At 66.5% G+C, this 24651-nt stretch carries 19 protein-coding genes; 14 read left to right on the forward strand and 5 right to left on the reverse strand.

The genetic code is table 11. The features are described from left to right. Positions 1 to 146 precede the first annotated feature (146 nt). Positions 147 to 2495 (reverse strand): xanthine dehydrogenase molybdopterin binding subunit, encoded by a 2349-nt coding sequence (gene xdhB, locus ACODSM_RS19700; RefSeq protein WP_488806601.1) that lies wholly within the window; start codon positions 2493 to 2495, stop codon positions 147 to 149. Continuing rightward, the gene (xdhA, locus tag ACODSM_RS19705; RefSeq protein WP_488806602.1) at positions 2492 to 4003 is read right to left on the reverse strand and encodes a xanthine dehydrogenase small subunit; all 1512 of its coding nucleotides are present in this window, start codon (positions 4001 to 4003) and stop codon (positions 2492 to 2494) included. The genes xdhB and xdhA overlap by 4 nt, the downstream gene beginning before the upstream one ends. A gap of 104 nt (positions 4004 to 4107) precedes the next feature. Between xdhA and ACODSM_RS19710 the strand changes: the two genes are divergently transcribed. The 12 genes from ACODSM_RS19710 to ACODSM_RS19765 all read left to right on the forward strand — a co-directional run bounded on the left by ACODSM_RS19710 (position 4108) and on the right by ACODSM_RS19765 (position 17822). Beyond that, positions 4108 to 5040, forward strand: coding sequence for a LysR family transcriptional regulator (locus tag ACODSM_RS19710; RefSeq protein ID WP_082522392.1), 933 nt, complete (start codon positions 4108 to 4110; stop codon positions 5038 to 5040). 79 nt (positions 5041 to 5119) lie between these two features. After that, complete coding sequence (locus ACODSM_RS19715; RefSeq protein ID WP_015012882.1) at positions 5120 to 6706, forward strand: ABC transporter ATP-binding protein; 1587 nt, start codon at positions 5120 to 5122, stop codon at positions 6704 to 6706. Continuing rightward, positions 6699 to 7772, forward strand: a complete 1074-nt coding sequence (locus tag ACODSM_RS19720; protein WP_015012883.1) for an ABC transporter permease — start codon at positions 6699 to 6701, stop codon at positions 7770 to 7772. The genes ACODSM_RS19715 and ACODSM_RS19720 overlap by 8 nt, the downstream gene beginning before the upstream one ends. After that, positions 7772 to 8692 (forward strand): ABC transporter permease, encoded by a 921-nt coding sequence (locus ACODSM_RS19725; protein ID WP_488806603.1) that lies wholly within the window; start codon positions 7772 to 7774, stop codon positions 8690 to 8692. The genes ACODSM_RS19720 and ACODSM_RS19725 overlap by 1 nt, the downstream gene beginning before the upstream one ends. Before the next feature lie 109 nt (positions 8693 to 8801). Then, positions 8802 to 9968 (forward strand): BMP family ABC transporter substrate-binding protein, encoded by a 1167-nt coding sequence (locus tag ACODSM_RS19730; protein ID WP_015012885.1) that lies wholly within the window; start codon positions 8802 to 8804, stop codon positions 9966 to 9968. Between the two features lie 118 nt (positions 9969 to 10086). Then, positions 10087 to 11070, forward strand: a complete 984-nt coding sequence (locus tag ACODSM_RS19735; protein ID WP_488806604.1) for an aromatic ring-hydroxylating dioxygenase subunit alpha — start codon at positions 10087 to 10089, stop codon at positions 11068 to 11070. Next, positions 11070 to 12122 (forward strand): adenosine deaminase, encoded by a 1053-nt coding sequence (locus ACODSM_RS19740; RefSeq protein ID WP_488806605.1) that lies wholly within the window; start codon positions 11070 to 11072, stop codon positions 12120 to 12122. Before ACODSM_RS19735 ends, ACODSM_RS19740 begins: the two co-directional genes overlap by 1 nt. A gap of 215 nt (positions 12123 to 12337) precedes the next feature. Continuing rightward, positions 12338 to 13912 carry a methyl-accepting chemotaxis protein gene (locus ACODSM_RS19745; protein ID WP_488806606.1) on the forward strand — a complete coding sequence of 525 codons (1575 nt, stop codon included), beginning with the start codon at positions 12338 to 12340 and terminating at the stop codon, positions 13910 to 13912. A gap of 181 nt (positions 13913 to 14093) precedes the next feature. After that, complete coding sequence (locus ACODSM_RS19750) at positions 14094 to 15194, forward strand: BMP family ABC transporter substrate-binding protein (protein ID WP_291444936.1); 1101 nt, start codon at positions 14094 to 14096, stop codon at positions 15192 to 15194. Between the two features lie 112 nt (positions 15195 to 15306). Next, on the forward strand, positions 15307 to 16605 hold the full coding sequence (guaD, locus tag ACODSM_RS19755; protein ID WP_488806607.1) for a guanine deaminase: 1299 nt from the start codon (positions 15307 to 15309) through the stop codon (positions 16603 to 16605). Positions 16606 to 16685: 80 nt separating this feature from the next. Further along, a complete protein-coding gene (dcd, locus tag ACODSM_RS19760) occupies positions 16686 to 17258 on the forward strand; it encodes a dCTP deaminase (RefSeq protein WP_015012892.1) in 573 nt (190 codons plus the stop codon). A gap of 147 nt (positions 17259 to 17405) precedes the next feature. Beyond that, entirely contained in the window at positions 17406 to 17822 is a 417-nt protein-coding gene (locus tag ACODSM_RS19765; RefSeq protein WP_488806608.1) for a hypothetical protein, read from the forward strand. A gap of 35 nt (positions 17823 to 17857) precedes the next feature. On the opposite strand, the gene ACODSM_RS19770 is transcribed toward ACODSM_RS19765, so the two are convergent. The 3 genes from ACODSM_RS19770 to pcp form a co-directional block, all read right to left on the reverse strand. Continuing rightward, complete coding sequence (locus ACODSM_RS19770) at positions 17858 to 19561, reverse strand: diguanylate cyclase (protein WP_488806609.1); 1704 nt, start codon at positions 19559 to 19561, stop codon at positions 17858 to 17860. After that, positions 19558 to 20547 carry a delta(1)-pyrroline-2-carboxylate reductase family protein gene (locus ACODSM_RS19775; RefSeq protein WP_488806610.1) on the reverse strand — a complete coding sequence of 330 codons (990 nt, stop codon included), beginning with the start codon at positions 20545 to 20547 and terminating at the stop codon, positions 19558 to 19560. The genes ACODSM_RS19770 and ACODSM_RS19775 overlap by 4 nt, the downstream gene beginning before the upstream one ends. Positions 20548 to 20664: 117 nt before the next feature. Continuing rightward, positions 20665 to 21339: a pyroglutamyl-peptidase I gene (gene pcp / locus ACODSM_RS19780; protein ID WP_209817322.1), complete on the reverse strand. Its 675-nt coding sequence runs from the start codon at positions 21337 to 21339 to the stop codon at positions 20665 to 20667. Positions 21340 to 21460: 121 nt separating this feature from the next. Here pcp and ypfJ point away from each other — a divergent pair, with 121 nt between their 5' ends. Both ypfJ and ACODSM_RS19790 read left to right on the forward strand, forming a co-directional pair. Continuing rightward, positions 21461 to 22345: a KPN_02809 family neutral zinc metallopeptidase gene (gene ypfJ, locus ACODSM_RS19785; protein ID WP_110959519.1), complete on the forward strand. Its 885-nt coding sequence runs from the start codon at positions 21461 to 21463 to the stop codon at positions 22343 to 22345. Positions 22346 to 22378: 33 nt separating this feature from the next. After that, entirely contained in the window at positions 22379 to 24568 is a 2190-nt protein-coding gene (locus ACODSM_RS19790; protein ID WP_488806611.1) for a SulP family inorganic anion transporter, read from the forward strand. The last annotated feature ends 83 nt before the right edge of the window (positions 24569 to 24651 follow it).

The raw sequence follows: 24651 nt of genomic DNA on the forward strand, positions 1-24651 counted from the left end.
CGACGCGAAAGAAAGGGACTCGCATGCCGGGCGACTCCCGGCCTCCGCCCTCAACCAAGGCATGCGGCCCAATCAGCCATCCCACCAAACACTGCAAAATCAATAGCTACCAGCGCATATCCCTTCAGCGCCAGCAGCCCAAAACATCACTCTCCCACCCGCCCCAACGCCCTGAGCACATTCTCCGCAGTCGCCGGCGCTGTCAGCAACACTGGCGCCGCCGCATCCACCCCGCTACGCCCCGCCGCCACCGCATTGCGCAGCGCCTCATACACACTGATCGCCAGCATGAACGGCGGCTCTCCCACCGCCTTGCTACCACCCACGTTGTCCTCCCGATTCGCCTCGGGCCACAGGTGGACGTTGAAGTGCTCCGGAATATCGCCCGTGGCCGGGATCTTGTAGGTGCTCGGCGCGTGAGTGGCCAGATAACCCTTGTCGTTCCACACCAGTTGCTCGGTCGTCAGCCAGCCCATGCCCTGCACAAACCCGCCCTCGATCTGACCGATGTCGATGGCCGGGTTGATGCTGTGACCCACGTCGTGCAGGATGTCCACCTTCAGCACGCGGCTCTCGCCGGTGAGGGTGTCGATAGCCACCTCGGTGCAGGCGGCGCCGTAGGCAAAGTAATAGAACGGGCGCCCGGTAAGGGTCGTCTTGTCATAGTGGATCTTGGGCGTGCGGTAAAAGCCGTCGCTCCACAGCTGGATGCGGTTGGCATAAGCGGCCTGCACCACCTCTTCAAAACTGCGCACCGTCTTGGGCGATATCACCTGGCCGCCCGAAAACCGGATCGCGCCTGCGCCGCAGCCGTCCAGGCCGCACACAAACGAGGCCAGGTTGTCGCGCACGTTGCGCGCAGCGTACTGGGCGGCGCGGCCGTTCAGGTCGGTGCCGCTGCTGGCGGCGGTGGCGCTGGCGTTGGGCACCTTGCTGGTGTCGCTGGCCGTCACCAGCACGCGGTGCAGCGGCACGCCCAGCTCGTCGGCCACGATCTGCGCCACCTTGGTGTGCAGGCCCTGGCCCATTTCGGTGCCGCCGTGGTTCACCTGCACGCTGCCGTCGGTGTACACATGCACCAGCGCACCCGCCTGGTTGAACAGCGTGGCCGTGAAGCTGATGCCGAACTTGACGGGCGTGATGGCCAGGCCGCGCTTGATGACTGCGTTGCGCGCATTCCAGTCCGCAATTGCGGCCTGGCGCTGGCGGTAGTGCGAGGTCTGCTCCAGCGTGGGCAGCAGCTCGTGCAGGATGTTGTCTTCCACCGCCATCTGGTAGTGGGTCACGTTGCGGCCGCTGCTCGCGTCCTTGCCATAGAGGTTGGCCAGGCGCACGTCCTGCGCATCGCGGCCCAGCGCGCGGGCGATGTCGCCCAGGATCGCCTCGATCACGATCACGCCCTGCGGGCCGCCAAAGCCGCGGAAGGCGGTGTGGCTCTGGGTGTTGGTCTTGCAGCGGTACGACGCGATCTCGACATCGCTCAGGTAATACGCGTTGTCGGCGTGGAACACCGCGCGGTCGGCCACGGGGCCCGACAGGTCGGCGCTGAAGCCGCAGTTGGCGGCCATCTGCAGCTTCAGGCCCGTGATGCGGCCGGTGCCGTCAAAGCCCACGTCGTACTCGTACGCAAACGGGTGGCGCTTGCCGGTGACCATGAAGTCCTCGTCCCGGTCCAGCCGCAGCTTGATGGGGCGGCCCAGCTTGTTGGCGGCCACGGCGGCCCACACGGCCAGGTGCCCGGCCTGCGTCTCCTTGCCGCCAAAGCCGCCGCCCATGCGGCGGCATTCCACCTTGACCGCGTGGTTGTCGATGCCCAGCGCGTGCGCCACCCAGTGCTGCACCTCACCGGGGTGCTGCGTGCTGGAGTAGATCCACCACTGCTTTTGCTCCAGTGGCATGGCGTAGGCGATCTGGCCCTCCAGGTAGAAATGTTCCTGGCCGCCGACTTCAAACGCTCCCTGCATGCGGTGCGCCGATTGCGCGAGGCCCGTGGTCGCATCGCCCCGGCGCACAAACACCGGCGGCAGCACATAGCTTTGTGCCTTCAGTGCGTCCTGAACCGTCAGCACGGCGGGCAGGGGGGTGATGTCGAGCTTCACGGCCCGCACCGCGCGGCGCGCCTGCATGACCGAGTCGGCCACCACCAGGCCGATCACCTGGCCGACAAACTGCACGCTGTCCAGTGCGAATACGGGCTCGTCGTGTCCGAACGCGGCGAGGATCTTGTCGCCCGGCACGTCGGCTGCCAGCACCACACCACGCACGCCGGGCAGGGCCAGTGCGGCGGTGGCATCCACACTGTTCAGGGTGCCGTGGGCCACGGTCGAGAGGATGGGCGCGGCATACAGCGTGCCCTTCACCTCCGGCAGGTCGTCGATGTAGTGCGCGGCGCCCGCCACCTGGGCGCGGGCGCTTTCGTGGATGTGCGACTGGCCCATGGCGGCGCGGGCGGGTGCGGGCAGGGCGGTTTCGGCGATGGTGTGGGGGGCGTTCATACGGCGGCCTCCAGTGTCAAAGTGTCCAGGCTGACCGAGGGCTGGCCCTGGCTCTCCAGCCAGTAGCGCTGCAGCAGGCTGCCCAGCACCTGGCGGCGGTAGGCGCCACTGGCGCGCATGTCGGAGATGGGGCTGAACTCGGCCTGCAGCACCGCAGCGGCGCGCTGCGCGGTGGCCTCGGTCCAGGGGCGGCCGGTCAGTGCTGCCTCGGTCTGCCGCGCGCGGGCCGGTGTGGCGGCCACGCCGCCTGCGCCAATGCTGGCGCGTTGCACCGTGCCGTCCGCGATGTCGAGGTTGAGCACCAGGCACACGGCAGAAATATCGTCGTCAAAGCGTTTCGAAATCTTGTAGGCGCGCAGCTGTTCTTGCGCCGAGGGGCGGGGCACCACAATGCGCACCAGCAGCTCGTCTGCGGCCATCACGTTCTGCCGGTAGCCGGTGTACAGGTCTTCCAGCGGCAGCTGGCGCTCGCCCCGGGCCTGGCTGGCCAGCACCACCTGGGCGCGCAGGGCGATCAAGAGGGGCATGGAGTCGCCAATGGGCGAGCCGTTGGCCACGTTGCCGCCCAGCGTGCCCGAGTTGCGCACCGGCAGCCCCGCAAACCGCGTGGCAAATCGGTGCAGCTGCGGCCACTGTGCAGTGAGGGCCGCAAACGCGTCGGTTAGCGTGACGGCGGCACCGATGTGGATGGCGTCAGGGTGTTGCACCACCTGCCGCAGCTCGGCCGCGCGGGTCACGTCCAGCACCTGGGCGTACTGCTTGTGCTGCTTGGTCAACCACAGTCCCACGTCGGTACAGCCCGCCACCACCTGGGCACCCGGGTGGGCGGCGCGTGCTGCAAGCAGCTCTGGGAGGGTGGAGGGCGCGATATAGGCCGAATCGGCCGCATGCGCTAGTGCATCATGCCTCAGCAGCTTCAGTTTTTGTAGCACTTCGGATTCATTGAGCGCCATGCCGGGCAGCGACGCCATCTGCTGGGCGGCATCGAGGATGGGGCGGTAGCCGGTGCAGCGGCACAGGTTGCCCGAGAGTTCTTCCTGGGCCAGTTCGCGGGTGATGGGTTGGCCGTGGCAGACGTGGTTCTGGTACATGCCGAACAGGCTCATCACAAAGCCTGGGGTGCAGAAGCCGCACTGCGAGCCGTGGCACTGGACCATGGCTTCTTGGGCGGGGTGCAGGGTGATGGCTTGCCGGGCCGCAGCGGGGGCATCGCCCACGGGCTGGATCAGCGGATCTTCCGCCAGGTCTTCCACCGTCCACAGTGCCATGCCATCCACCGAATGGGCCAGGCGGATGCAGCTGTTCACGGCGCTGTAGTGCAGCTGGCCATCGCGTTCTTCGCCCAGCACCACGGTGCAGGCGCCGCAGTCGCCTTCGCCGCAGCCTTCCTTGGTGCCGGTGCAGCCCAGGTCTTCGCGTAGCACCTCCAGCAGGGTGCGGTCGGGTGGTACATTGCCCAGCGCCACGGGCTGGCCTCGGCGCAGGAATTGCAAGGGTCTTGTTGTCATGACAAACGCCACTTCGATCTTGGATGGAAAGGTTCAGCAGAGGGTAGAACGCAGTACCGCTACCGGCATATGCGCAAGCTTATGGCACCCATGCCCACACCGCTATGAGAGACCACGCCCTTTTCGACAAGATAGACCTCCATCTCATAAGGGTCTTGCACACCGTGCTCACAGAACGCAGCGTATCGAGGGCCGCCGTCCGCCTGGGCATGCACCAGCCGGCGGTGTCGGCTGCGCTCAAGCGGCTGCGCGACCTGTCGGGCGACCCGCTGCTGGTGCGCTCCGGCGCCAGCATGATGCCCACCGACGCTGCGCTGCGCATGGTGGAGCCCGCCGGGGCCATCCTGCGTGCGGCCGAGGCCCTGTTTTCGGATGCACGCGGGTTTGACCCGCGCACGGCCACCCGCACCTTCCGCGTGGCGGCCAGCGACTACCTCGACCCGCTGTTCCTGCCACAGCTCGTGGCCCGCATCAAGGTTGAGGCCCCTTTGTGCCCCATCGAGATCCTGCCCCTGTCGGCCGACGCGCACTACCACGCGCACCTGGCCCAGGGCGATGTGGACGTGGTGATCGGCAACTGGCCCCAGCCGCCCGACGACCTGCACATGGGACGCCTGTTTGGTGACGAGGTGGTGTGCCTGGTCGGCAAGGACCACCCTGCCGTGCGGCGCGGCTGGGATGTGGAGAGCTGGCTGGCCGCCGAACACATCGCGCCCACGCCCACCCACCCTGGCGCGCGGGGCGTGATCGACGCCCACCTGGACAGCCTGGGCATGCAGCGCCACATCACGGCGCGCTGCGCGCATTTCAGCCTCATCCCCAGCATCGTGGCATCGAGCTTGCTTGTGCTGACCACCGGCCGCCAGTACTGCGAGCGGTATGTGGACCAGCTGCCCCTGGCCATCCTGCCGTGCCCGGTGCCGTTTCCCCGGCTCATGTATTACCAGCTGTGGCATGCCCGCACGCACCACTCGGCGGCGGCCGCCTGGCTGCGAGATTGCGTGAAAACCGTGGCTGCTTCGCTACGAAAAGAATAGCTGCTTGGGCATGCTGAACAAGCGCCATGAGGTATTTTCATTCTTATAACAAGTTGTAAAACTGAGAGACAATCCCCGCATGAGTTCTCCCCCCAATCCTTCAGCGCCTGGTGCGGCGCCGCCACGGCTGCAGCTGGTGGGCATCACCAAGCGCTACCCGGCCGTGGTGGCCAACAGCGGCGTGTCGCTCACGGTGCTGCCGGGTGAAATCCACGCCGTGCTGGGCGAAAACGGCGCGGGCAAGTCCACGCTGATGAAAATCATCTACGGCTCGGTCAAGCCCGACGAAGGCAGCGTGTTCTTCAACGGCCAGGCCGTGCAGGTGCGCAACCCGCAAGAAGCGCGGGCCCTCGGCATTGCCATGGTGTTCCAGCATTTCAGCCTGTTCGACACCCTCACGGTGGCCGAGAACGTGTGGCTGGGCCTGGACAAGAGCCTGACGCTGGCCGAAGTGACCGGCCGCATCACCGCCAAGGCCGCCGAATACGGCCTCGACATCGACCCCCTGCGCCCCGTGCATACCCTGAGCGTGGGCGAGATGCAGCGGGTGGAAATCATCCGCGCGCTGCTCACCAACCCCAAGGTGCTGATCCTGGACGAGCCCACCTCGGTGCTCACGCCCCAGGCCGTCGAAAAGCTCTTTGTGGTGCTGCGCAAGCTGGCGTCTGAGGGCTGCAGCATCCTCTACATCAGCCACAAGCTGCATGAGATCCGCGCGCTGTGCACCGCCTGCACCGTGCTGCGGGGCGGCAAGGTCACGGGTGTGTGCAACCCGGCCGAGGAATCCAATGCGTCCCTGTCGCGCCTGATGATTGGCGCCGAACCGCCAGCGCTGGAACACCGCGCGGTGCAGACCGGCGCTACCGTGCTGCGCGTGCAGGGCCTGTCGCTGCCGCGTGCCGATCAGTTTGGCGTGGATTTGATCGACCTGCAGTTCGAGGTGAAGGCGGGCGAGGTGGTGGGCATTGCCGGGGTGTCAGGCAATGGGCAAAAAGAACTGCTCTACGCGCTGTCGGGCGAAGACCAGCGCGCCGAGCCGGCCAGCATCCAGGTGACGGGCCAGAACGCGGGCCGCATGGGCCCGGGCCAGCGCCGCGCGCTGGGCCTGCACTTTGTGCCTGAAGAGCGCCTGGGCCGGGGGGCGGTGCCCACCATGGGCCTGGCGCACAACCTGCTGCTTACGCGCACCAATTCGGTCAGCGGCAGTGGCTGGATCAAGGTGGGGGCGCTGCAAAAACATGCAGCGGACATCATTGCCCGCTTCAATGTGAAGGCGGGCGGCCCCAATGCAGCGGCCAAGTCGCTGTCGGGCGGCAACCTGCAAAAGTTCATCGTGGGGCGCGAAATTGACGCCAACCCGAAGTTGCTCATCGTCTCGCAACCCACCTGGGGTGTAGACGTGGGGGCGGCGGCGCAGATTCGCGGCTCCATCCTGGCGCTGCGCGATGCGGGCTGTGCGGTGCTGGTGGTGAGTGAGGAGCTGGACGAATTGTTTGAAATCTGCGACCGGCTGCATGTGGTGGCCAAGGGGCATCTGTCGCCCTCGGTGCCCCGCGCCGAGGCCACGGTGGAGCGCATCGGTGAATGGATGAGCGGGCTGTGGCATGCCGATGTCCAAGCGCACCTCGCACAACAGGCCAAGGCAGGGGAGGTGCAGCATGCTTAAGCTGGAACCACGCCCCCAGGCGTCCAAGCTCTGGACCTATGGCTCGCCGCTGCTGGCGCTGGCCTTTACCGTGCTGATCGGTGTGGCCTTGTTCATTGCGCTGGGCAAAGACCCGGTGCGCGGGCTTCAGGTGTTCTTCTGGGAGCCCATCAAGACGCAGTACGCCATTGGCGAACTCATGGTCAAGGCCACGCCACTGTTGCTGATTGCGCTGGGGCTGGCCGTGTGTTTCCGCTCCAACGTGTGGAACATCGGTGCCGAAGGCCAGTTTGTCATCGGCGCCGTGGTGGCGGGTGGCGTGGCGCTGCTGGCCGACAAGACCACGGGCCCCTGGATCGTGCCCGCCATCCTGCTCGCCGGGGTGCTGGGTGGCATGGTCTGGGCGGGGCTCACGGCGCTGCTGCGAGACAAGTTCAATGCCAATGAAATCCTGGTGAGCCTGATGCTGGTCTATGTGGCCACGCTGGTGCTGGGCTACCTGGTCTATGGCCCGTGGAAGGACCCCATGGGCTACAACTTTCCGCAGACCAAGACGTTCGAGAAGGTCACGCAGATCCCGCGCCTGATGCAGGGCTCGCGCGTGTCCATCGGGTTGCTGCTGGCGCTCGCAGGCGCTGGGGCCTTGTGGGTGTTCCTGTTCCGCACCCGGGCGGGCTTTGCCCAGCAGGTGGGCGGCTTGGCACCGGCGGCGGCGCGCTATGCGGGTTTTTCGTCGCGCCGTGCGCTGTGGACGGCGCTGCTGATTTCGGGTGGTGCCGCCGGTTTGGCGGGGGCGCTGGAGGTGGCCGGGCCCATCGGCCAGCTCACGCCCTATGTGCCGGCAGGCTATGGTTTTGCGGCCATCATCGTGGCCTTTGTGGGGCGGCTGCATCCTGTTGGAATGATTCTTTCCGCCATCCTCATGAGCATGTTCTACATCGGCGGTGAACTGGCGCAGTCGCGCCTGGGCCTGCCCAAGTCGCTCACCGGCGTGTTCCAGGGCCTGCTGCTGTTCACGCTGCTGGCCTGCGACACATTGATTGCCTATCGCATCCGCTGGGTGGGCACCAGAAAGGTGGTGGCCTGATGGAATCGTACGCACTCCTCATCGGCGCCACACTGAGTGCGGGCACCGTGCTGGCCATTGCGGCCCTGGGCCTGCTCATCAACGAGAAGGCGGGCATCGTCAACCTGGGCGCCGAGGGCATGATGCTCTGCGCCGCCATCGCCGGGTTTGCCACGGTGGTGCACACCGGCAACACCTGGCTGGGCTTTGCTGCAGGCATGGCGGCCGGTGCCGTGCTGGCCGCCATCTTTGGCGTGCTGGTGATCTGGCTCAACACCAACCAGTACGCCACGGGGCTGGCGCTCAGCCTCTTCGGCGTGGGCTTCTCGGCGTTTGCGGGCATCAGCTACGTGCAGGCCAAACTGCCCGAGCTGCCCAAGTACGCGCTTCCGGTGCTGGGCGATGTGCCGCTGCTCGGCCCCGCGCTGTTCCGTCAGCATCCGCTGGTGTATCTCACCATGCTGCTGGTGGCGGGGTTGATCTGGTTCCTGTACCGCTCGCGCGCCGGGCTCGTGCTGCGCTCGGTGGGCGAGTCGCCCGAGTCGGCGCATGCATTGGGCTACCCGGTGCGGCGCATCCGGCTGGCGGCCGTGGTGGTGGGCGGTGCCCTGTGCGGGCTGGCCGGGGCCTACATCTCCACCGTCTACACGCCGCTGTGGGTCGAGGGCATGGTGGCCGGGCGCGGCTGGATTGCGCTGGCACTCACCACCTTTGCCACCTGGCGCCCGGCACGGGTGTTGCTTGGTGCTTATCTGTTTGGTGGCGTGACCATGCTGCAGTTCCATTTGCAGGCCACGGGCGTGCAGGTGGCCAGCCAGTTGCTGAGCATGCTGCCGTATGTGGCCACCATCGTGGTGCTGGCGTTGATCTCGCGCAATCCGACCTGGATTCGCATCAACATGCCGGCATCGCTCGGCAAACCGTTTTATCCGGGCTCGTGATAGGGATTGCGCACGCGAAAATCTGGTTACCCTGCGGTAGATCGCACCATAATTGATAGTTTCGTCCCCCAACCTTTGCAAGTCTTACTTCTTCGATAAGGAAACCGACATGACTGATCTGCAGAAACGCTCCATGCTCAAAGTGGCAGCGCTCTCCGCTGTGGCCGCTGCCGCCCTCGTGGGTTGTGGCAAGAAGGAAGAACCGGCACCGGCCCCCGCGCCTGCACCGGCCCCTGCCGCAGAAGCACCGGCCCCCAAGCCCGAGCCACTGAAGATCGCGTTTGCCTATGTCGGCCCTGTGGGCGACGGCGGCTGGTCGTTTGCACACGACAACGGTCGCAAGGCCATCGAGAAGGAATTTGGCGACAAGGTCGTGACGAGCTTTGTGGAAAGCGTGCCCGAGTCCGCTGACGCCGAGCGCGTGCTGCGCGACCTGGCCGGCCAGGGCAATAAGCTGATCTTCGGTACTACCTTCGGCTACATGGAGTCCATGCTCAAGGTTGCGGAAGACAACAAGGGCGTGAAGTTCGAGCACGCCACCGGCTACAAGACGGCCGAAAACCTGCGCACCTACGACAGCCGCACCTACGAAGGCGCGTACATGGCCGGCATCATCGCTGGCGCCATGACCAAGTCCAACACGCTGGGCGTGGTGGGCTCGGTGCCGATTCCTGAGGTGATCCGCAACATCAACAGCTTCACGCTGGGTGCGCAGTCGGTCAACCCCAAGATCAAGACCAAGGTGGTGTGGGTGAACGAATGGTTCAGCCCACCGAAGGAAACCGAAGCGGCAACCAGCCTGATCAACGGCGGCGCTGACATCCTGTTCCAGAACACTGACTCTCCCGCCGTGCTCAAGACTGCTCAAGAGAAGGGCAAGCGCGCCTTCGGCTGGGACAGCGACATGACCGCCTATGGTCCCAAGGCCCACTTGGCATCGGCTGTGATCAACTGGGGCCCGTACTACGTCAAGGCCACCAAGGACGTGCTGGACGGCACCTGGGCTTCGGGCCAAAGCTGGTGGGGCGTGAAGGAAGGCGCGATCGACATCGTCTCCATCGCTGAAGACGTGCCTGCCGAAACCAAGGCCAAGGTGGAAGAAGTGAAGAAGGGCCTGGCCGACGGCAGCTTCAGCATCTGGAAGGGCCCCATCATGGGTCAGGACGGCAAGCCCGTGCTGGAAAAGGACGCTGTGGCCGACGACAAGTTCCTGGGCGGCATCAACTTCTACGTCAAGGGCGTGGAAGGCAAGATCCCCGGCGGCGACAAGAAGTAATTTGCACCGCCTTCATCAGCAGCTCTTGCGGGCTGCTGTGACAAAGGGCCGCCCTGGGGTGGCCCTTTTGTTTTGCAGGGGCCTTTTGCGGTCCATGGCTTTTTGAGGAGCAAGGACGATGGTGGAATCAACGTTGTGGCACCCCGTGGCCCTGTCAGAGGCCGTGGCGGCGCAGGCACCACTGGCTGTGCAATTGCTGGAACAGCCCGTGGTGTTGTGGCGCGACAGCGTAGGCACCGTGCACGCGCTGGCCGACCAGTGCCCGCACCGGGGCGCCCGCCTGTCGCTGGGCCGCGTCACGCCCCAGGGCCAGCTGGAGTGCCCCTACCATGGCTGGCAGTTTGCGGCCGGTGGGCAGTGCACGCATGTGCCCGCACTGCCCAGCTTTGTGCCTCCGGCCACCCACTGCGCTAGGCACTTTGAGACGCAGGAGGCTTATGGCATGGTCTGGGTTCGCATCGCACCGGGTGAGCAGGGGCTGCCTGTGTTTGCGGCGGAAGGGGACGCCCGCCTGCGCAAGCTCAACTGCGGTCCTTACGATGTGGCGGCCAGCGCGCCGCGCATCATCGAAAATTTTCTGGACATGTCGCATTTCGGCTTTGTGCACGAAGGCTGGCTGGGCAGCCGCGAAGCGACGGCCATCGACGACTACCGCGTGGAGCCCACGCCCACGGGCCTGCTGGCCACGGGCTGCAAGGCCTGGCAACCGCAATCCAACCTGCATTCCACGGCGGCCGCCCAGGTCGAATACACCTACGAAGTCACCGCGCCCTATGCGGCCGTGCTGACCAAGGTGCCCGAGGCGGGCTCCACGGCGGTGGAGGGCTGGCGCGAGTCCATTGCGCTGTTCATCTGTCCGGTGACGCCGGTGCGCAGCCGGGTGTGGTTCCGGCTGGCGGTGGCGGATTTTGATTCGCCGGACGAGAAGCTGCAGGCCTTCCAGTACACCATCTTCACGCAGGACCAGCCCGTGCTGGAGTCGCAGATGCCACAGTGCCTGCCACTCGACCTGCGCGCGGAGTTGCATACCGCTGCCGACAAGGCATCATCTGCTTACCGCCGCTTTCTGCGCCAGAGTGGCATCACCTTTGGAGTCTGCTGATGTTCAAGATCCCCCCCATCTCCGCCGAGCGCCTGCCCAGCCTGCTGCGTGCCATGCCCAAGGCCGAGCTGCATATCCACATCGAGGGCTCGCTGGAGCCTGAGCTGATCTTTGCGCTGGCGCAGCGCAACGGGCTGACGCTGCCCTATGCCAGTGTGGACGCCTTGCGCAGCGCCTATGCGTTCACCAACCTGCAGAGCTTTCTGGACATCTACTACGCGGGCGCCAGCGTGCTGCTGCATGAGCAGGACTTCTACGACATGGCGCGCGCCTACCTGGGCCGCGCGGCGCGCGACAACGTGCTGCACACCGAACTCTTCTTCGACCCCCAGACCCATACCGCGCGTGGCGTGGCGATGGAGACCGTTATCAACGGCCTGCACCGTGCCTGCCAGGATGCCCGCACCGAACTGGGCATCAGCGCCACGCTGATCCTGTGCTTCCTGCGCCACCTGAGCGAGGAGTCTGCGTTCGAAACGCTGGAGCAGGCCATGCCGCTGCTCGACAAGATCGTGGGTGTAGGGCTCGATTCCAGCGAACTGGGCCATCCGCCCGAGAAGTTTGCCCGTGTGTTCGCCCGCTGCCGCGAACTGGGCCTGCACCTGGTGGCCCATGCGGGCGAAGAGGGCCCTCCCGCCTACATCTGGAGCGCGCTCGATGTGCTCAAGGTCGAGCGTATCGACCACGGCGTGCAGGCCGTGCACGACGCGGCGCTGATGCAGCGCCTGGCGCAAGACCGCATTGCGCTCACGGTGTGCCCGCTGTCCAACCAGAAGCTGTGTGTGTTCCCCAATCTGGCCGACCACAACCTCGGCAAGCTGCTCGACGCCGGGCTAGCCGCCACTGTCAACTCCGACGACCCGGCCTACTTTGGCGGCTACATCAACGAGAACTTCACCCAGGTGTTTGCGGCCACGGGCCTCACGGCCAAACATGCCTACCAGTTGGCGTTCAACAGCTTTGAAGCCAGCTTTGCAGGCAATGCCGACAAGCGGGTGTGGGAGCACAAGCTCAAGGAGGCGTTTGAGCGGTGTGTGGAGCACGATTACTGAGGTGGGCGTAGCCCGCACGGAGGGCCTGTCGCCTGTGCGGCAGGGGGCTGATCTGGGTAAACCCTTAAAATAGTAAGCATTCGTTCGAATTGCGTCCGGCCCAGGCCCACGGGGTGATCCACCACCATGGCCCTTACCCTGCGCCCCTTGAGACCTTGAACAGCTTCTTTGCGGAGTGCACGGGTGCCGTGTTGCCCCCTTTTTTGGAGCCTTCCATGTTTCTCAGTCAAATTTCCATTGGCAAGCGCCTCACGCTGGTGCTCGGCCTGATCCTGGCGTTGTTTTTTGCCAGCAGCGTGGTGGCTGTGGTCAAGCTCAGCCAGCTGGGCCGAGAGATCGACGCCATGGTCAACGACAACATCAAGACCGAGCGTGCTGGCTCGGATTGGCTGCGCCACACCACATCGGGCGTGCAGCGCGCTGCGGCCATCGCCAAGAGCAGTGACGCCAGCCTGATACCCTACTTTGCGCCTGCCACGGCGGCGTCGATCAGCGAAACCAATGAGCTTCAGAAGTTCATCGAGTCCAAGATGGACACGCCGGAGAAGAAGCAGCTTTTTGCCAAGGTAGGTGACCTGCGCAAGGACTATTTGGCGGCCCGCGAGGAGGTGAGCAAGTTCAAGCAGGCGGGCGATGCCGAGAACGCCAACAAGGTGTTCACCGAGCGTTTTGAGCCCACCTCCCGCAGTTATCTGGCAGGCGTGCAGCAGATGGTGGACGGCCAGCGCGCCGAACTGGATGCGGCCGGCAAGCGCAGCGAAGAGCTGCGTGCGCAGACCACGCTGCTGCTGCAAATCTGCACCGGGGTTTCGCTGTTGCTGGGCGCCTTGCTGGCCTGGCTGCTGACCACCAGCATCACGCGTCCGCTGCGCCAGGCCGAGGCCATTGCCGAAACCATCGCCAACATGGACCTGACAGGGGCTCCCCAGGCGAGCTATGCCAACGATGAAACCGGCCACCTGCTGCGCGCGCTGGATGCCATGCGCAGTGCGCTGCACCGTTCGCTGCAGCAAGTGCGGGGCGTGGTGGACAGCATCTCCACAGCCAGTACCCAGATCGCGATCGGCAACCAGGACCTGAGCGCACGCACCGAGCAGACGGCCAGCAGCCTGCAGGAGACCGCCAGCTCCATGGAAGAGCTGACCAGCACCGTGCGCCAGAGCGCGGATTCGGCCGTGCAGGCCAACCAGCTGGCCGTGTCGGCGGCGCAGGTGGCCCAGCGCGGGGGCGATGTGGTGGCCCAGGTGGTGACCACCATGGACGAGATCAATACCAGCAGCAAGAAGATCGCCGACATCATCGGCACCATCGACGGTATCGCCTTCCAGACCAACATCCTGGCGCTGAACGCGGCTGTGGAAGCCGCCCGTGCGGGCGAGCAGGGCCGTGGCTTTGCCGTGGTGGCCAGCGAAGTGCGCTCGCTGGCCCAGCGCTCGGCCCAGGCGGCCAAGGAAATCAAGACGCTGATCGGCGTGTCCGTGGAAAAGGTCGAGTCGGGTGCTGCGCTGGTGCAGAACGCCGGCACCACCATGGGCGAGATCGTGAGCTCGGTGCGCCGCGTGACCGACATCATTGGCGAGATCAGCGCAGCCGCTTCGGAGCAGAGCCAGGGCATTGGCCAGGTGAATGTGGCCGTGACCCAGCTGGATCAGATGACCCAGCAAAATGCAGCCCTGGTGGAAGAGTCCACCGCCGCCGCAGAGAGCCTGAAAGACCAGGCTTCGCGCCTGGCCGAAGTGGTGGGTGCCTTCCGCCTGGGCGCAGGCCCACAGGCGCTGCGTCTGAATTGAAATGAATGGCGGGGCTCTGTGCGCTGCTGCAGCGCACGCCCACACTTGAATCCTGTTTTCTTAACCCGGCAGTCTTTGCAACACCGCTCCATGTAGTTTTCGCACAGTCTGACCGTCCCGGTGGCACCGTCGTCCTGCGGTGCTTCCGTTCCATTCCATCAGGGCCATGTAGAGGAACACCATGTACAAAAACCTCGCAGCCACGCTCGTGGCCGCCTGTTTTTTCTCCCCCGCTTTTTCCCAGACCACGCCCGCCAAGGGCAGTGTGACCGAGCCGGTCAAAGCCGGTTTTGTCTATGTCTCACCGATCACCGAGGCAGGCTGGACGCGCCAGCACGACGAAGGCCGTAAGGCCGTCGAGGCCGCGCTGGGCAACCAGGTGAAGACCACGTTTGTCGAGAACGTGGCCGAAGGGGCCGACGCCGAGCGGGTGATCCGCGACCTGGCCGCCACCGGCCACCAGATCATCTTCACCCCCAGCTTTGGCTACATGGAGCCCACGCTCAAGGTGGCGCAGGACTATCCGCAGGTGAAGTTCGAGTCCATCACCGGCTACAAGACCACCCCCAATGTGGCTGCCGCCAATGCGCGCTACTACGAGGGGCGCTATCTCGCGGGCATTGCGGCAGGCCGCATGAGCAAGACCGGCGTGGCCGGGTTCGTGGCTGGGTTTCCCATCCCGGAAGTGCTGCAGGGCATCAACGCCTTCACGCTGGGCATGCGCTCGATCAACCCCCAGGCCACTGTCAAGGTGGTGTGGCTCAACGTGTGGTTCGACCCGCCCAAGGAACGGGATGCCGCCATGGCGCTGTTCAACCAGGACGTGGACGTGATCGCTTTCCATACGGGCTCCACCGCCGTGATGGCGGCCGCACAAGAGCGCGGCAAGATGGCCGTGGCCTACCACTCCGACATGCGCAAGACCGGGCCCGATGCCCAGATCGTGGCCGTGACGCACCAGTGGGGCGCCTACTACACCGAGCGCGTGCGCGCTGTGCAAAACGGCACCTGGAAAAGTGCCAACCTGTGGGGCGGCGTGCGAGAGGGCATGATCCGCGTGGGCGACTTTGGTACCCGGGTGCCAGCGGCCGTCCAGCAAGAGGTGCTCAACGCGCAAAAGGCCGTGGGCGCGGGCAAGCTGCAGCCCTTCCGCGCAGGCAAGGCGCCGGTGCGCGACAACGAGGGGCAGGAGCGGATTGCCGCAGGCCAGGCGCTGTCGGATGCACAAATCTTGCAGATGAACTGGCTGGTGGAAGGCGTGGTGGGTAAGGTGTCCCGCTGATCCTGCAAGACATATCGCCCATCGTTGTCACTCATCGGCGCTCCCCGAACCCCATAGCCACTATGGGGTGCTGCATATACAAACGGCACCCCCTGCCGCTAAGCTTGCCGCCATGCCTGTTTACCGTTCCGCCCTTTTGCGTTTTGCCGACAATGGCCGCGCCCTCTATGACGAAGATGGCCTGTTGGCCATCGGCCCCGACGCTCAGGGCTGCCAGCGTGTGCTGGCGGCAGGCGCCTGGCAGACCCTCGCGCCCCAATTTGCCGGGGAGCCGGTGGTGCATTTGCCGGGGCGCATTCTGGCCCCGGGGTTTGTGGACATGCATATCCACTTTCCGCAGACGGACGTGATTGGCTCGCCCGCCGATGGCCTGCTGCCCTGGCTGGAGAACTACACCTTTCCCCACGAGTCACGGTTTGTAGACCCTGGCTACAGCGCCCAGGTGGCTGAATTTTTTGTGGCCGAGTTGCTGCGCAACGGTGTGACCACAGCCCTGGCGTTCTCGACGTCTCACCCCGCGTCGGTGGACGCCTTGTTTGCCGAGGCCCAACGGCAGCAGATGCGCCTCATCACCGGCAAGGTCCTGCAGGACCGCCACTCGCCCGACGGTGTGCGCGACGACACCGAGCAGAGCCTGATCGACACCGAGGCGCTCATCCGGTGCTGGCACGGTGTGGACCGGCTCGGCTACGCCATCACCCCCCGCTTCGCGCCCACCAGCACCCATGAGCAATTGCGTGGGGCGGGCGAGCTGGCTGCGCGCTACCCCGATGTGTGGATTCAATCCCACGTGGCCGAAAACCGCGACGAAATCCGTTGGGCGCGCGAACTGTTCCCCGCCGCACGCAGCTACCTGGGCGTGTACGACGACTTTGGCCTGATGCGCGAGCGTGCGGTGTATGCCCACTGCATCCACTTCGACGACGACGACCGGGCGCTGATGCGCGACACCGGCGCGGTGGCTGCGGTCAGCCCCACCAGCAATCTTTTTCTGGGCAGCGGGTTCTTCGACTACGCGGGGGCCGACCGGCTGGGCTTCGGCTACGGCCTGGCCAGCGATGTGGGCGGGGGCACCAGCTTCAGCCCGTTCCACACCATGCTGGCCGCGTACTACGTGGGGCGGGAGGGGCATACCAAGCAGGGCCTGAGCCTGTCGCCCCAGCAACTGTGGTGGCAACACACGGCTGGGGCCGCCAAGGCGCTGGGCCTGGCCGGTGTAGTGGGCAATTTGCAGCCGGGCTGCGAGGCCGATTTTGTGGTGCTGAACCCCGAGGCCACGCCGCTTTTGGCGCGCAAGACGCGCCAGGCGCGCAACCTGGATGAGCTTTTGTTTGCGCTGATCGTGCTCGGTGACGACCGCGTGGTGCAGGAAACGGTGATTTCTCAAGCAAAATACGGCTCCAGCGCTTGATATTCATGCGCTACCAGCTACGTATTTAATAGCGCCCGGCAGACCACCACTGTGCGGGCCACAGCGCAGGGAGTTCTGCTATGAGCATCAAGAGCGACAAATGGATCCGCCGCATGGCGGCCGAGCACGGCATGATCGAGCCCTTCGAGCCCGGTCAGGTGCGTGAGGTCGAGGGCCGCAAGATCATCAGCTACGGCACCAGCAGCTACGGCTATGACATCCGTTGCGCGCCTGAATTCAAGGTGTTCACTAACATCCACAGCACCGTGGTGGATCCCAAGAACTTCGACGAAAAGAGCTTTGTCGATTTCGAAGGCGACAGTTGCATCATCCCGCCCAACAGCTTTGCGCTGGCCCGCACGGTCGAATACTTCCGCATCCCGCGCAACGTGCTCACCATCTGCCTGGGCAAAAGCACCTATGCGCGTTGCGGCATCATTGTCAACGTGACCCCGTTCGAGCCTGAGTGGGAAGGGTATGTGACGCTAGAGTTCAGCAACACCACGCCGTTGCCCGCACGCATCTATGCCGGCGAAGGCTGTGCCCAGGTGCTGTTCTTCGAAAGCGACAAGGACGACGTGTGCGAGGTCAGCTACCGCGACCGGGGCGGCAAGTACCAGGGCCAGGTGGGCGTGACGCTGCCCAAGGCCTGACAGCCTCGGCGGCGCGCTGGACCCCCCCCTGTGAGCAGGGGCGGTGTCCTACAAACGCCATGCGCCTTGGCTGAAATGCAAGCATCGGTAAGTTTTTTAGCATCGGTGACATGCCTCCCGGGAGATGGGGGCTGATGGAGCCTCACCATGCTGATGTCCGCTGTTGCCTCAAGTTTTTTCTTTGCGCCCGTCCGTGCCCTGGCACCTGCGCAGGGCGCTGCGGTCGCCGCCAAAGCCAAAATGCCAGCCGCTTCGCCGGTGGCCTCAGCGTTTCAGCGGGCTGATACGGCGCCGGACCCTGCAGACGCGGACTGTCACGCCCACCACACCCACACCCCCACCTATTGGCCTTGTGAACTCCTCAACGACTTTGTGCTGCGCATGGCCGCCCAAGGCCATTGCGTGAACATGTCAATGATGCTGGGCCACCGGCCTTACGCATTGGAGCGGCTGGCGCTCGCAGCCCAGGGGCCGGATGCCAGCTTGCAGGAACTGGCGGGCCAGCTGCGGCTGTACTTCGATGCGCCAGTGCTGGAGGCGGGGGCAGTATCCAGCGGGCACTGACCGGGGGCTTGTTCTTGGAAGGCTCTGATGCCCAATTAAGCTTCCACACAAACCCGATTGCGTCCCTGCCCCTTGGCCTCATAGAGCGCTGCGTCGCCCCGCCGCAGCATGGCGGCACCATTGTCATCTGCGCCGCGCATCGTGGCCACGCCCGCGCTCACGGTGATGGTCCCCACCACCGGGTCCTGCTGCTCCGCCATGGCCGTGACTAGGGCTTGTGCAATCGATTGGGCGCCGTTCAGGTCGGTGTCGGGCAACAGCGCCACAAACTCCTCGCCCCCCAGCCGGGCCACCACATCCGAGCCCCGCAGGCGGGACTCCAGCGTGCGCGCCAAACGCCGCAGCACCTCATCCCCTGCCTCGTGCCCGTAGGTGTCGTTCACCCGCTTGAAGTGGTCCACGTCCACCGTGATCAGGCTCAACGGACGGCTGCTGCGCCGCGCCAGTGCCACGGCAAAGGCCATTTGTGTCTCGAAGCCGCGCCGGTTCAGCAGGCCGGTGAGGGCGTCGGTGCGCGCCTGCAGGTCCAGAGCGCGATTAGCCGCCTCCAGTTCCAGTGTGCGCAACCGCACCTTTTCTTCCATGGCTTCACGGGCGGCCACCAAGTGGTGCGTCATGCGGCCCAGAGACTGCGAGAGCTGCTGCACTTCGCGGCTGCTCTGCATGGCCGGGATGTCACTCCCCGGGCGGCCTGCCTCCACCGCGCTGGCGGCATCGGCCAGCGCATACAGGTCCACGCTCAGGCGCCGGGCGGCCAGCCAGGCCAGGGCAGAGGCCAACAGCGCAGCGGCCAGACCGATGGCGAGTGCCAGCTGCACAGTGTCATCCGCCTCAGCAAAAGCCAGCTCCACGGGTTGGCGCGCCACGATGCGCCAGCCCAGGTCGCTGGCAGCGTTGCGTGGTTGCAGCTGGGTGGCTGCGGTCAGGTAGCGTTTGCCGTCTTGCCACCGTGCCACGGCGGTCTGCGTGCTGCCGCCGCCATCGCGGTTGTTGTTGATCTGAATGCCCTCGGGCAGCCGCTGCCCGGCGGCCCGCATCACCTCGGTCCGCCCGCCGGGGGCAAAGATCAGGGTGCCTTGCCGGTCAAAGATGAACAGTTCCAGCGCGCTCTCGTCAGACGAAGCGGGCGTGAGGCTTTCGAGCACCTCGCGGGTCCATTGCCAGCTGCCGTGGATGGCGAATACGCCCACGGTGGTGGGGCCGATGCGGATGGGGGCGGCAAAGTCCACAAAACGGTGCGGCTCGCCCGTCGCGGTGGGAGGCAGCAGGGATTCGAGCAACTGTGCTGCATGCACGTCGCCCACATGCACTCCTTGCAGGCCGTGCTGAAACCAGGGGCGCTGCGCCACGCTCTGCCCCACCAGCAGGCCGTTCGTGGCATTGCGCACCACGCCTTGCGCGTCGGCCACGCCAATCCACACATTGGTGGGTTGCATGGCCTGGCTGCGAGCCAGCATGTGTTGCGCTTCGGCAGAGTCGAGCCCCTTGGACCAGACCACTTCGGCACTGGCCATCACCTCGGCCTCCAGGCTGCGCTGCATGAGGCCCAGGGCCAAGAGCTTGCCGGCGTTTTCGGCCACCACCTGCAACGAGTTGCCTGCATCGCGCTGGATGCGGTGCTTGAGCAGTTCGCCGAACCCCAGCGACAGCAACACCGACAAGCCCACCACCAGCGCGCCAAACACCAGCGCAATCTGCATGCGCAAGCTGTGGTCTGAAAAGCGTTTGATGAGCATCATGCAGGCGTTGCGGTCACGGATTCCATCGCTGCCAGGGCCGGGCTGCCATGGCGCAGTGCCAGCCGGGCGGCCGCCAGGTCCCAGCCGGCCCAGCCGCAGCTTTTGAACAGCACGGGGCCCGGTGGGTGCTTCAGCGCCGCATTGCGGTGGTCACGCACTACATCGCCCAGTGTGGGCAGCGCGGCCACATCCAGGCCCGCCTGCAGCAGATCGCCCGCCTCGTGCAGTGCATCGCTGGTGTCCACCACGATGCGTCCGTGCTGCGCGATGTGCTGGCACAGGCCCGGGGCCAGCTCCACCATGGTGGGCGTGAAGGCGCCGACCGCTGCGATGAACGTGTCGGGCCGGGGCGGGGCGCTCAGCACCACGGCCTTGCCGGTGGTGCAGGTGGCGATCAGCGGGCAATGAGGCACGGCGGCATCGGCGTCGGGCACCACCCGGGCCTGGGCGCCCAGCGCTTGCACTTGCGCCGCGAGGGCCTCGGCGCTGGCGCGGCTTCGGGAGGCGATCCACACGTCGCGCACGCCGAGGCCGTGGATGAAGGCCTCGGCATGCGCCAGGCCCTGCACCCCCGCGCCGACGATGAGCAAAGGCCCTTGTGGCACCGGCGCCAGCCGCTGGGCGGCCAGCAGCGACGCTGCGGCGGTGCGCCGTGCGGTGACCGTGGGGCCATCCAGGACCAGCCGGCGCTCGCCCGTGGCGATGTCAAACACCACCACGTCGCCCTGGATCGACGGGCGCCCGGTGCCTGCATTGCCCGGGGTCAGGGTGATGAGCTTGGTCATGGCCACCGCCTGATCCGTGGCGGGCATCACAAACAGGCTGCCGCCTTGTGCCAGCGGCAGCACGGCCCGCTGGGGTACCACCACGCTGTTGTCCTGCAGCAAGGCAGCAATTTCATCGGCCAGTGCGGACCAGGGTAGGCGCGCAGCGGTGGCTGCCGCGTCCAGCGGGCCAGGGGGGGCGAAAGAGGGGGCAAAAGGCATGCGCGGACTTTACACAGCGTGCAGGCTGCCTGGGAGCGGAGAACCCCTCACCGACGCCGGGTACGGGACCACAGGGCAGGGCGGTCTCGGCTCAGGGTGGCTGTACGCAGTACTTCATCAATGCGTGGCCCCTGCCTGCAGCGCAATGTCCTGCGGGGCCAGCACCGCCGCCCAGAGGGCCGCATGGATGCCGCGCACCATGTCGCGCAGGGGCAGGTGGGGCTCGCCCTGGCCGCTGAGCCAGGGCACATGCACAAAGCCGCCACGCGCCCCCCGGGGGGCGGTCCCTTGCGCCAGCAAGTGCATCAGCCCGTACAACACATGGTTGCAGACAAAGGTGCCTGCGGTCTGCGATACCTCGCAGGGCACGCCTGCCCGCTGCACGCCACGCAGCATGGCCTTGATGGGCAGGCTGGCAAAGTAGGCGGCGGGCCCGTCGGCCTGCACCGGGGTGTCGATGGGCTGGGCGCCGCAGTTGTCGGGAATGCGCGCATCGTTGATGTTGATGCCAATGCGCTCGATGGACAGCGCTGCCCGGCCGCCTGCCAGGCCCAGGCACAGCGTGATGGCGGGCTGGTGCTCCTGCAGCAGCGACTGCAGCCGCTGCAACGACTGTCCGAACACCGTGGGCAACTGTGCCGCCACCACCTGGTGCCATCCAATGCGCTGGCCGTGCAGCGCTTGCGCTATGAGCCAGCTGGGGTTGTGCGCGTCGCCGCCAAAGGGGTCAAAACCGGTTAGCAGGATGGCCGGACCGGCCTGGGGCGCGCTGTAGGGAGTGTCAGGGGCCATGGACGTCAGGAAAGGGGGCTGAAGCGGGGTGGAACACATCGTAAATCGTCCACGCCGCGGCCGTCCCGGCGCGTAACATGCAGGCTTGGTCGCCCCGCCGTGAGGGCGCTGGAGAGATGCAATGAGATGGGAAGGCAATCGCGAGTCCGACAACGTGGAAGACCGCCGCGATGACGGAGGTGGCGGTGGATCGCCGGTTTTCGGGGGGCGCAGCATCGGTATCGGCACCATCGTGATCGCGCTGGTGGGCGGCTGGGTGCTGGGCATCAACCCTTTGACCATCCTGGGGTTGCTCAGCGGTGGCGGCCCGGCGCCCCAGGTCCAGACACAGCCCCATACCCCCGCCCACCGGCCACCGGCCGATGACACCATGGCACGTTTTGTGTCCACGGTGCTTGCGGACACGGAGGACGTGTGGGGCGAGTTGTTCCGCCAGGGCGGCGGTCGCTACCAGGACCCGCGGCTGGTGTTGTTCCGGGGCGCCACGCCCACCGCGTGTGGCACGGGCCAGGCCGCGATGGGGCCGTTCTATTGCCCGGCTGACCAGAAGGTCTACATCGACCTCGGCTTTTACGAAACCCTCAAGACCCGGTTGGGAGCCCCCGGCGACTTTGCCCAGGCCTACGTGATTGCCCACGAGGTGGGCCACCATGTGCAGAACCAGCTCGGCATCAGCGCCAAGGTGGACCAGATGCGGGGCCGTGTGAGCAAGGTCGAATACAACGCGCTGTCGGTGCGGCTGGAACTGCAGGCCGACTGCTTTGCGGGGGTCTGGGCCCACCACGCCCAGAAGGCCCGGCAGATCCTGGAGCAGGGCGATGTGGAAGAAGCCATGAACGCCGCCGCCAAGATTGGTGACGATGCACTGCAGCGGGCCAACGGCGGCGCCGTGGTGCCCGAGAGCTTCACGCACGGCACCAGCGCCCAGCGGCAGCGCTGGTTCAACAGCGGTCTGCAAAGCGGCAGTGTCAAGACCTGCGACACGTTTGCAGCGCGCAGCCTGTAGGCGCGCAATGCCCGGGGCTTGCTAGACACCTCCATGCCACCGACCGCACCCGTGACTGCCGCGCTGCAACGCCGTACCGGGCCTTCGGCGGGTGCTGAGGTCGGGCCGTCAGCGCCGCAGCCCTCGGGCGCCGCAGCGGCGTGGTCTGCGGCGGCGGTCACCGTGCCCCATGCCGTGGGGCTGGGGCTGCTGGCATTTGCCCCGCTGGCGGGTGAGCATTCTCTGGCCGCGCTGGCGTTGTGGTCGGCCGCGTTACCCGGCCTGCTGCTGACCTTGGCGACGCCCCGCGCCGGGGTGGTGTATGCACCGACCACGGTGGTGGCATTGCTGTTTGCTGCCGTGCTGGCGACCGCCCACGGCGCGGCCCCCAGCCTGGGCCTGAGCGCGCGCCAGGTGCTGGCGGTCAGCGGTGCCACAGTGGCTTTGGCCTTTGTGTTCCAGTGGCTGCTGGGGGTGTTGCGGCTGGCGTCGGTGGCGCGGTTTCTTCCCATCTCGGTCACCCACGGATTTGCAGCCGGTGTGGGCTTGTCGATGGTGGTGGGCCAGGTGCGCAATGGTTTTGGCGCGGGGGCTGATGCGTTGTGGGACGCACGCACCGGCTGGCACCTGCTGGCGGCGCTGGCCGTGGTGGCGCTGGCCTGGGGGCTGCGCCGGCGCTGGCCCCGCATGCCGGGGCTGCTGACGGCCGTGGCCGTGGTGGCACTGGCCGTGGCGCTGGCGGGGGTCTGGGGCGTGGGGCTGGGCAGCGTGTTCGTGCCGGCCGTGCCGCCCAGCGTGTTTGCCTGGCCCATGTTGCCCGACTGGACGGGCATTCCCTGGATGGCCCTGGCCCGGCAGCAGGGCTCGGCCCTGGTGGTGTTGGCAGTGCTGATGGCGCTGGTCAACAGCCTGGAGATTCTGGTGTTCAACCAGGAGCTGGAGCTGGACCACGGCCTGCGTGGCAACGCCAACCTGGCCTTGCGCCGCGAGAGCCTGCTGGGTGCACTGTGCGGGCTCGTGGGCATGATTCCGGCGTCCACCAGCGCCTCGCGTTCGCGCATCGTGCTGGCGCAGGCGGGAGCCTCGCGCGAAGCCCCGCGCTGGCACGCCGCCATCATGCTGGGGGTGGCGGTCACTGGCGCGTGGTGGCTGCACTGGGTGCCCATGGCCTGTCTGGCAGGGGGGCTGGTGCTGGCGGGGCTGATGCAGGTGCCGGGGCTCATGTGGTCGCTGGGCTACGCCCGCCGGTCGCGGGTGACCTGGGCGCAAAGCTGGCTGGTGGCGCTGGTGTTTGCCGTGATGGGGGGCGTGGGGGCGCTGGTGGCTGGCCTGGTCGTGGCCACGTTTGTGCTGCTGCACGACTCTGCCGCCACGGTGCTGCGCCACGTGCGTCTGGATGGCGAGCTGCGCTCGCGGCGCTTGCGCCGTGCCGGGTCGGACAGCTGGCTGACGCCGCGCATGAACCAGGTGGCCGTGTTTGAGCTGCAAGGCGTGATGTCTTTTGGGGTGGCCGCCCATCTGGCCGAGCAGGTGCGCATGCTGCTCCTGCCGCGCCATCGCTGGGTCATTCTGGACGCGGGCCGTGTGCCCGCGTGGGACAGCACGGCAATGGCCCAACTGCGGGCGCTGGTGCGTGACCTGGACCAGCAGGGCATCGCCGCAGCCGTGGCAGCCTTGGACCCCATGGCCGCCGAGCATGCCGGAGAGCATGTGCGCGCCTTTGCCGACCTGGACCGGGCGCTGGAATGGGCCGAGGTGGGCATCCTGTCCCAGCGGCCCATCGAGCAGCGCCCCGTGCACCCCGAGCGGGATGTGCTGGGCGAGGTGGGCGAGGGCGTGCCCAAGGCCGCGGCCGAGGCCTTGCAGGCGCTGCTGGTGCCGCAGGCCGTTGCACCCCATGGTGTGGTGTTCCATGCGGGCGATACGGACCATGACCTTCTCGTGGTCAAGTCCGGCCACATCACGTTGGTGACCCAATGGCCGCCCGACAAGGGCTTGCGCCTGGCCACCGTCGGTCCGGGCATGGCGTTTGGCGAGATGGCCTTCCTCAACGGTGCGGCCCGCAGTGCCTGCGCGGGCGCCGAACGTGGCCCGGCGCACCTGGTGCGGTTGTCGCGCGCGCATTTCGACGCCTGGGCCCGGCAGTATCCTGAGGCGGCCCTCACGGTGATGAACAACCTGGCCCAGATCGGCGCCCGGCGCCTGGCGGTGACCACGCGGCAGCTGCGGGCGGTGCTGGAGTAACGGGGCACAGGGCAACGGGTGTCGATGCGCGGCTGTCCCCCACGCGCTGCAGGCGCATGACAAGGCCCGGATTTCTATAATCC

The organism is Acidovorax sp. FG42 (genome assembly GCF_057809195.1).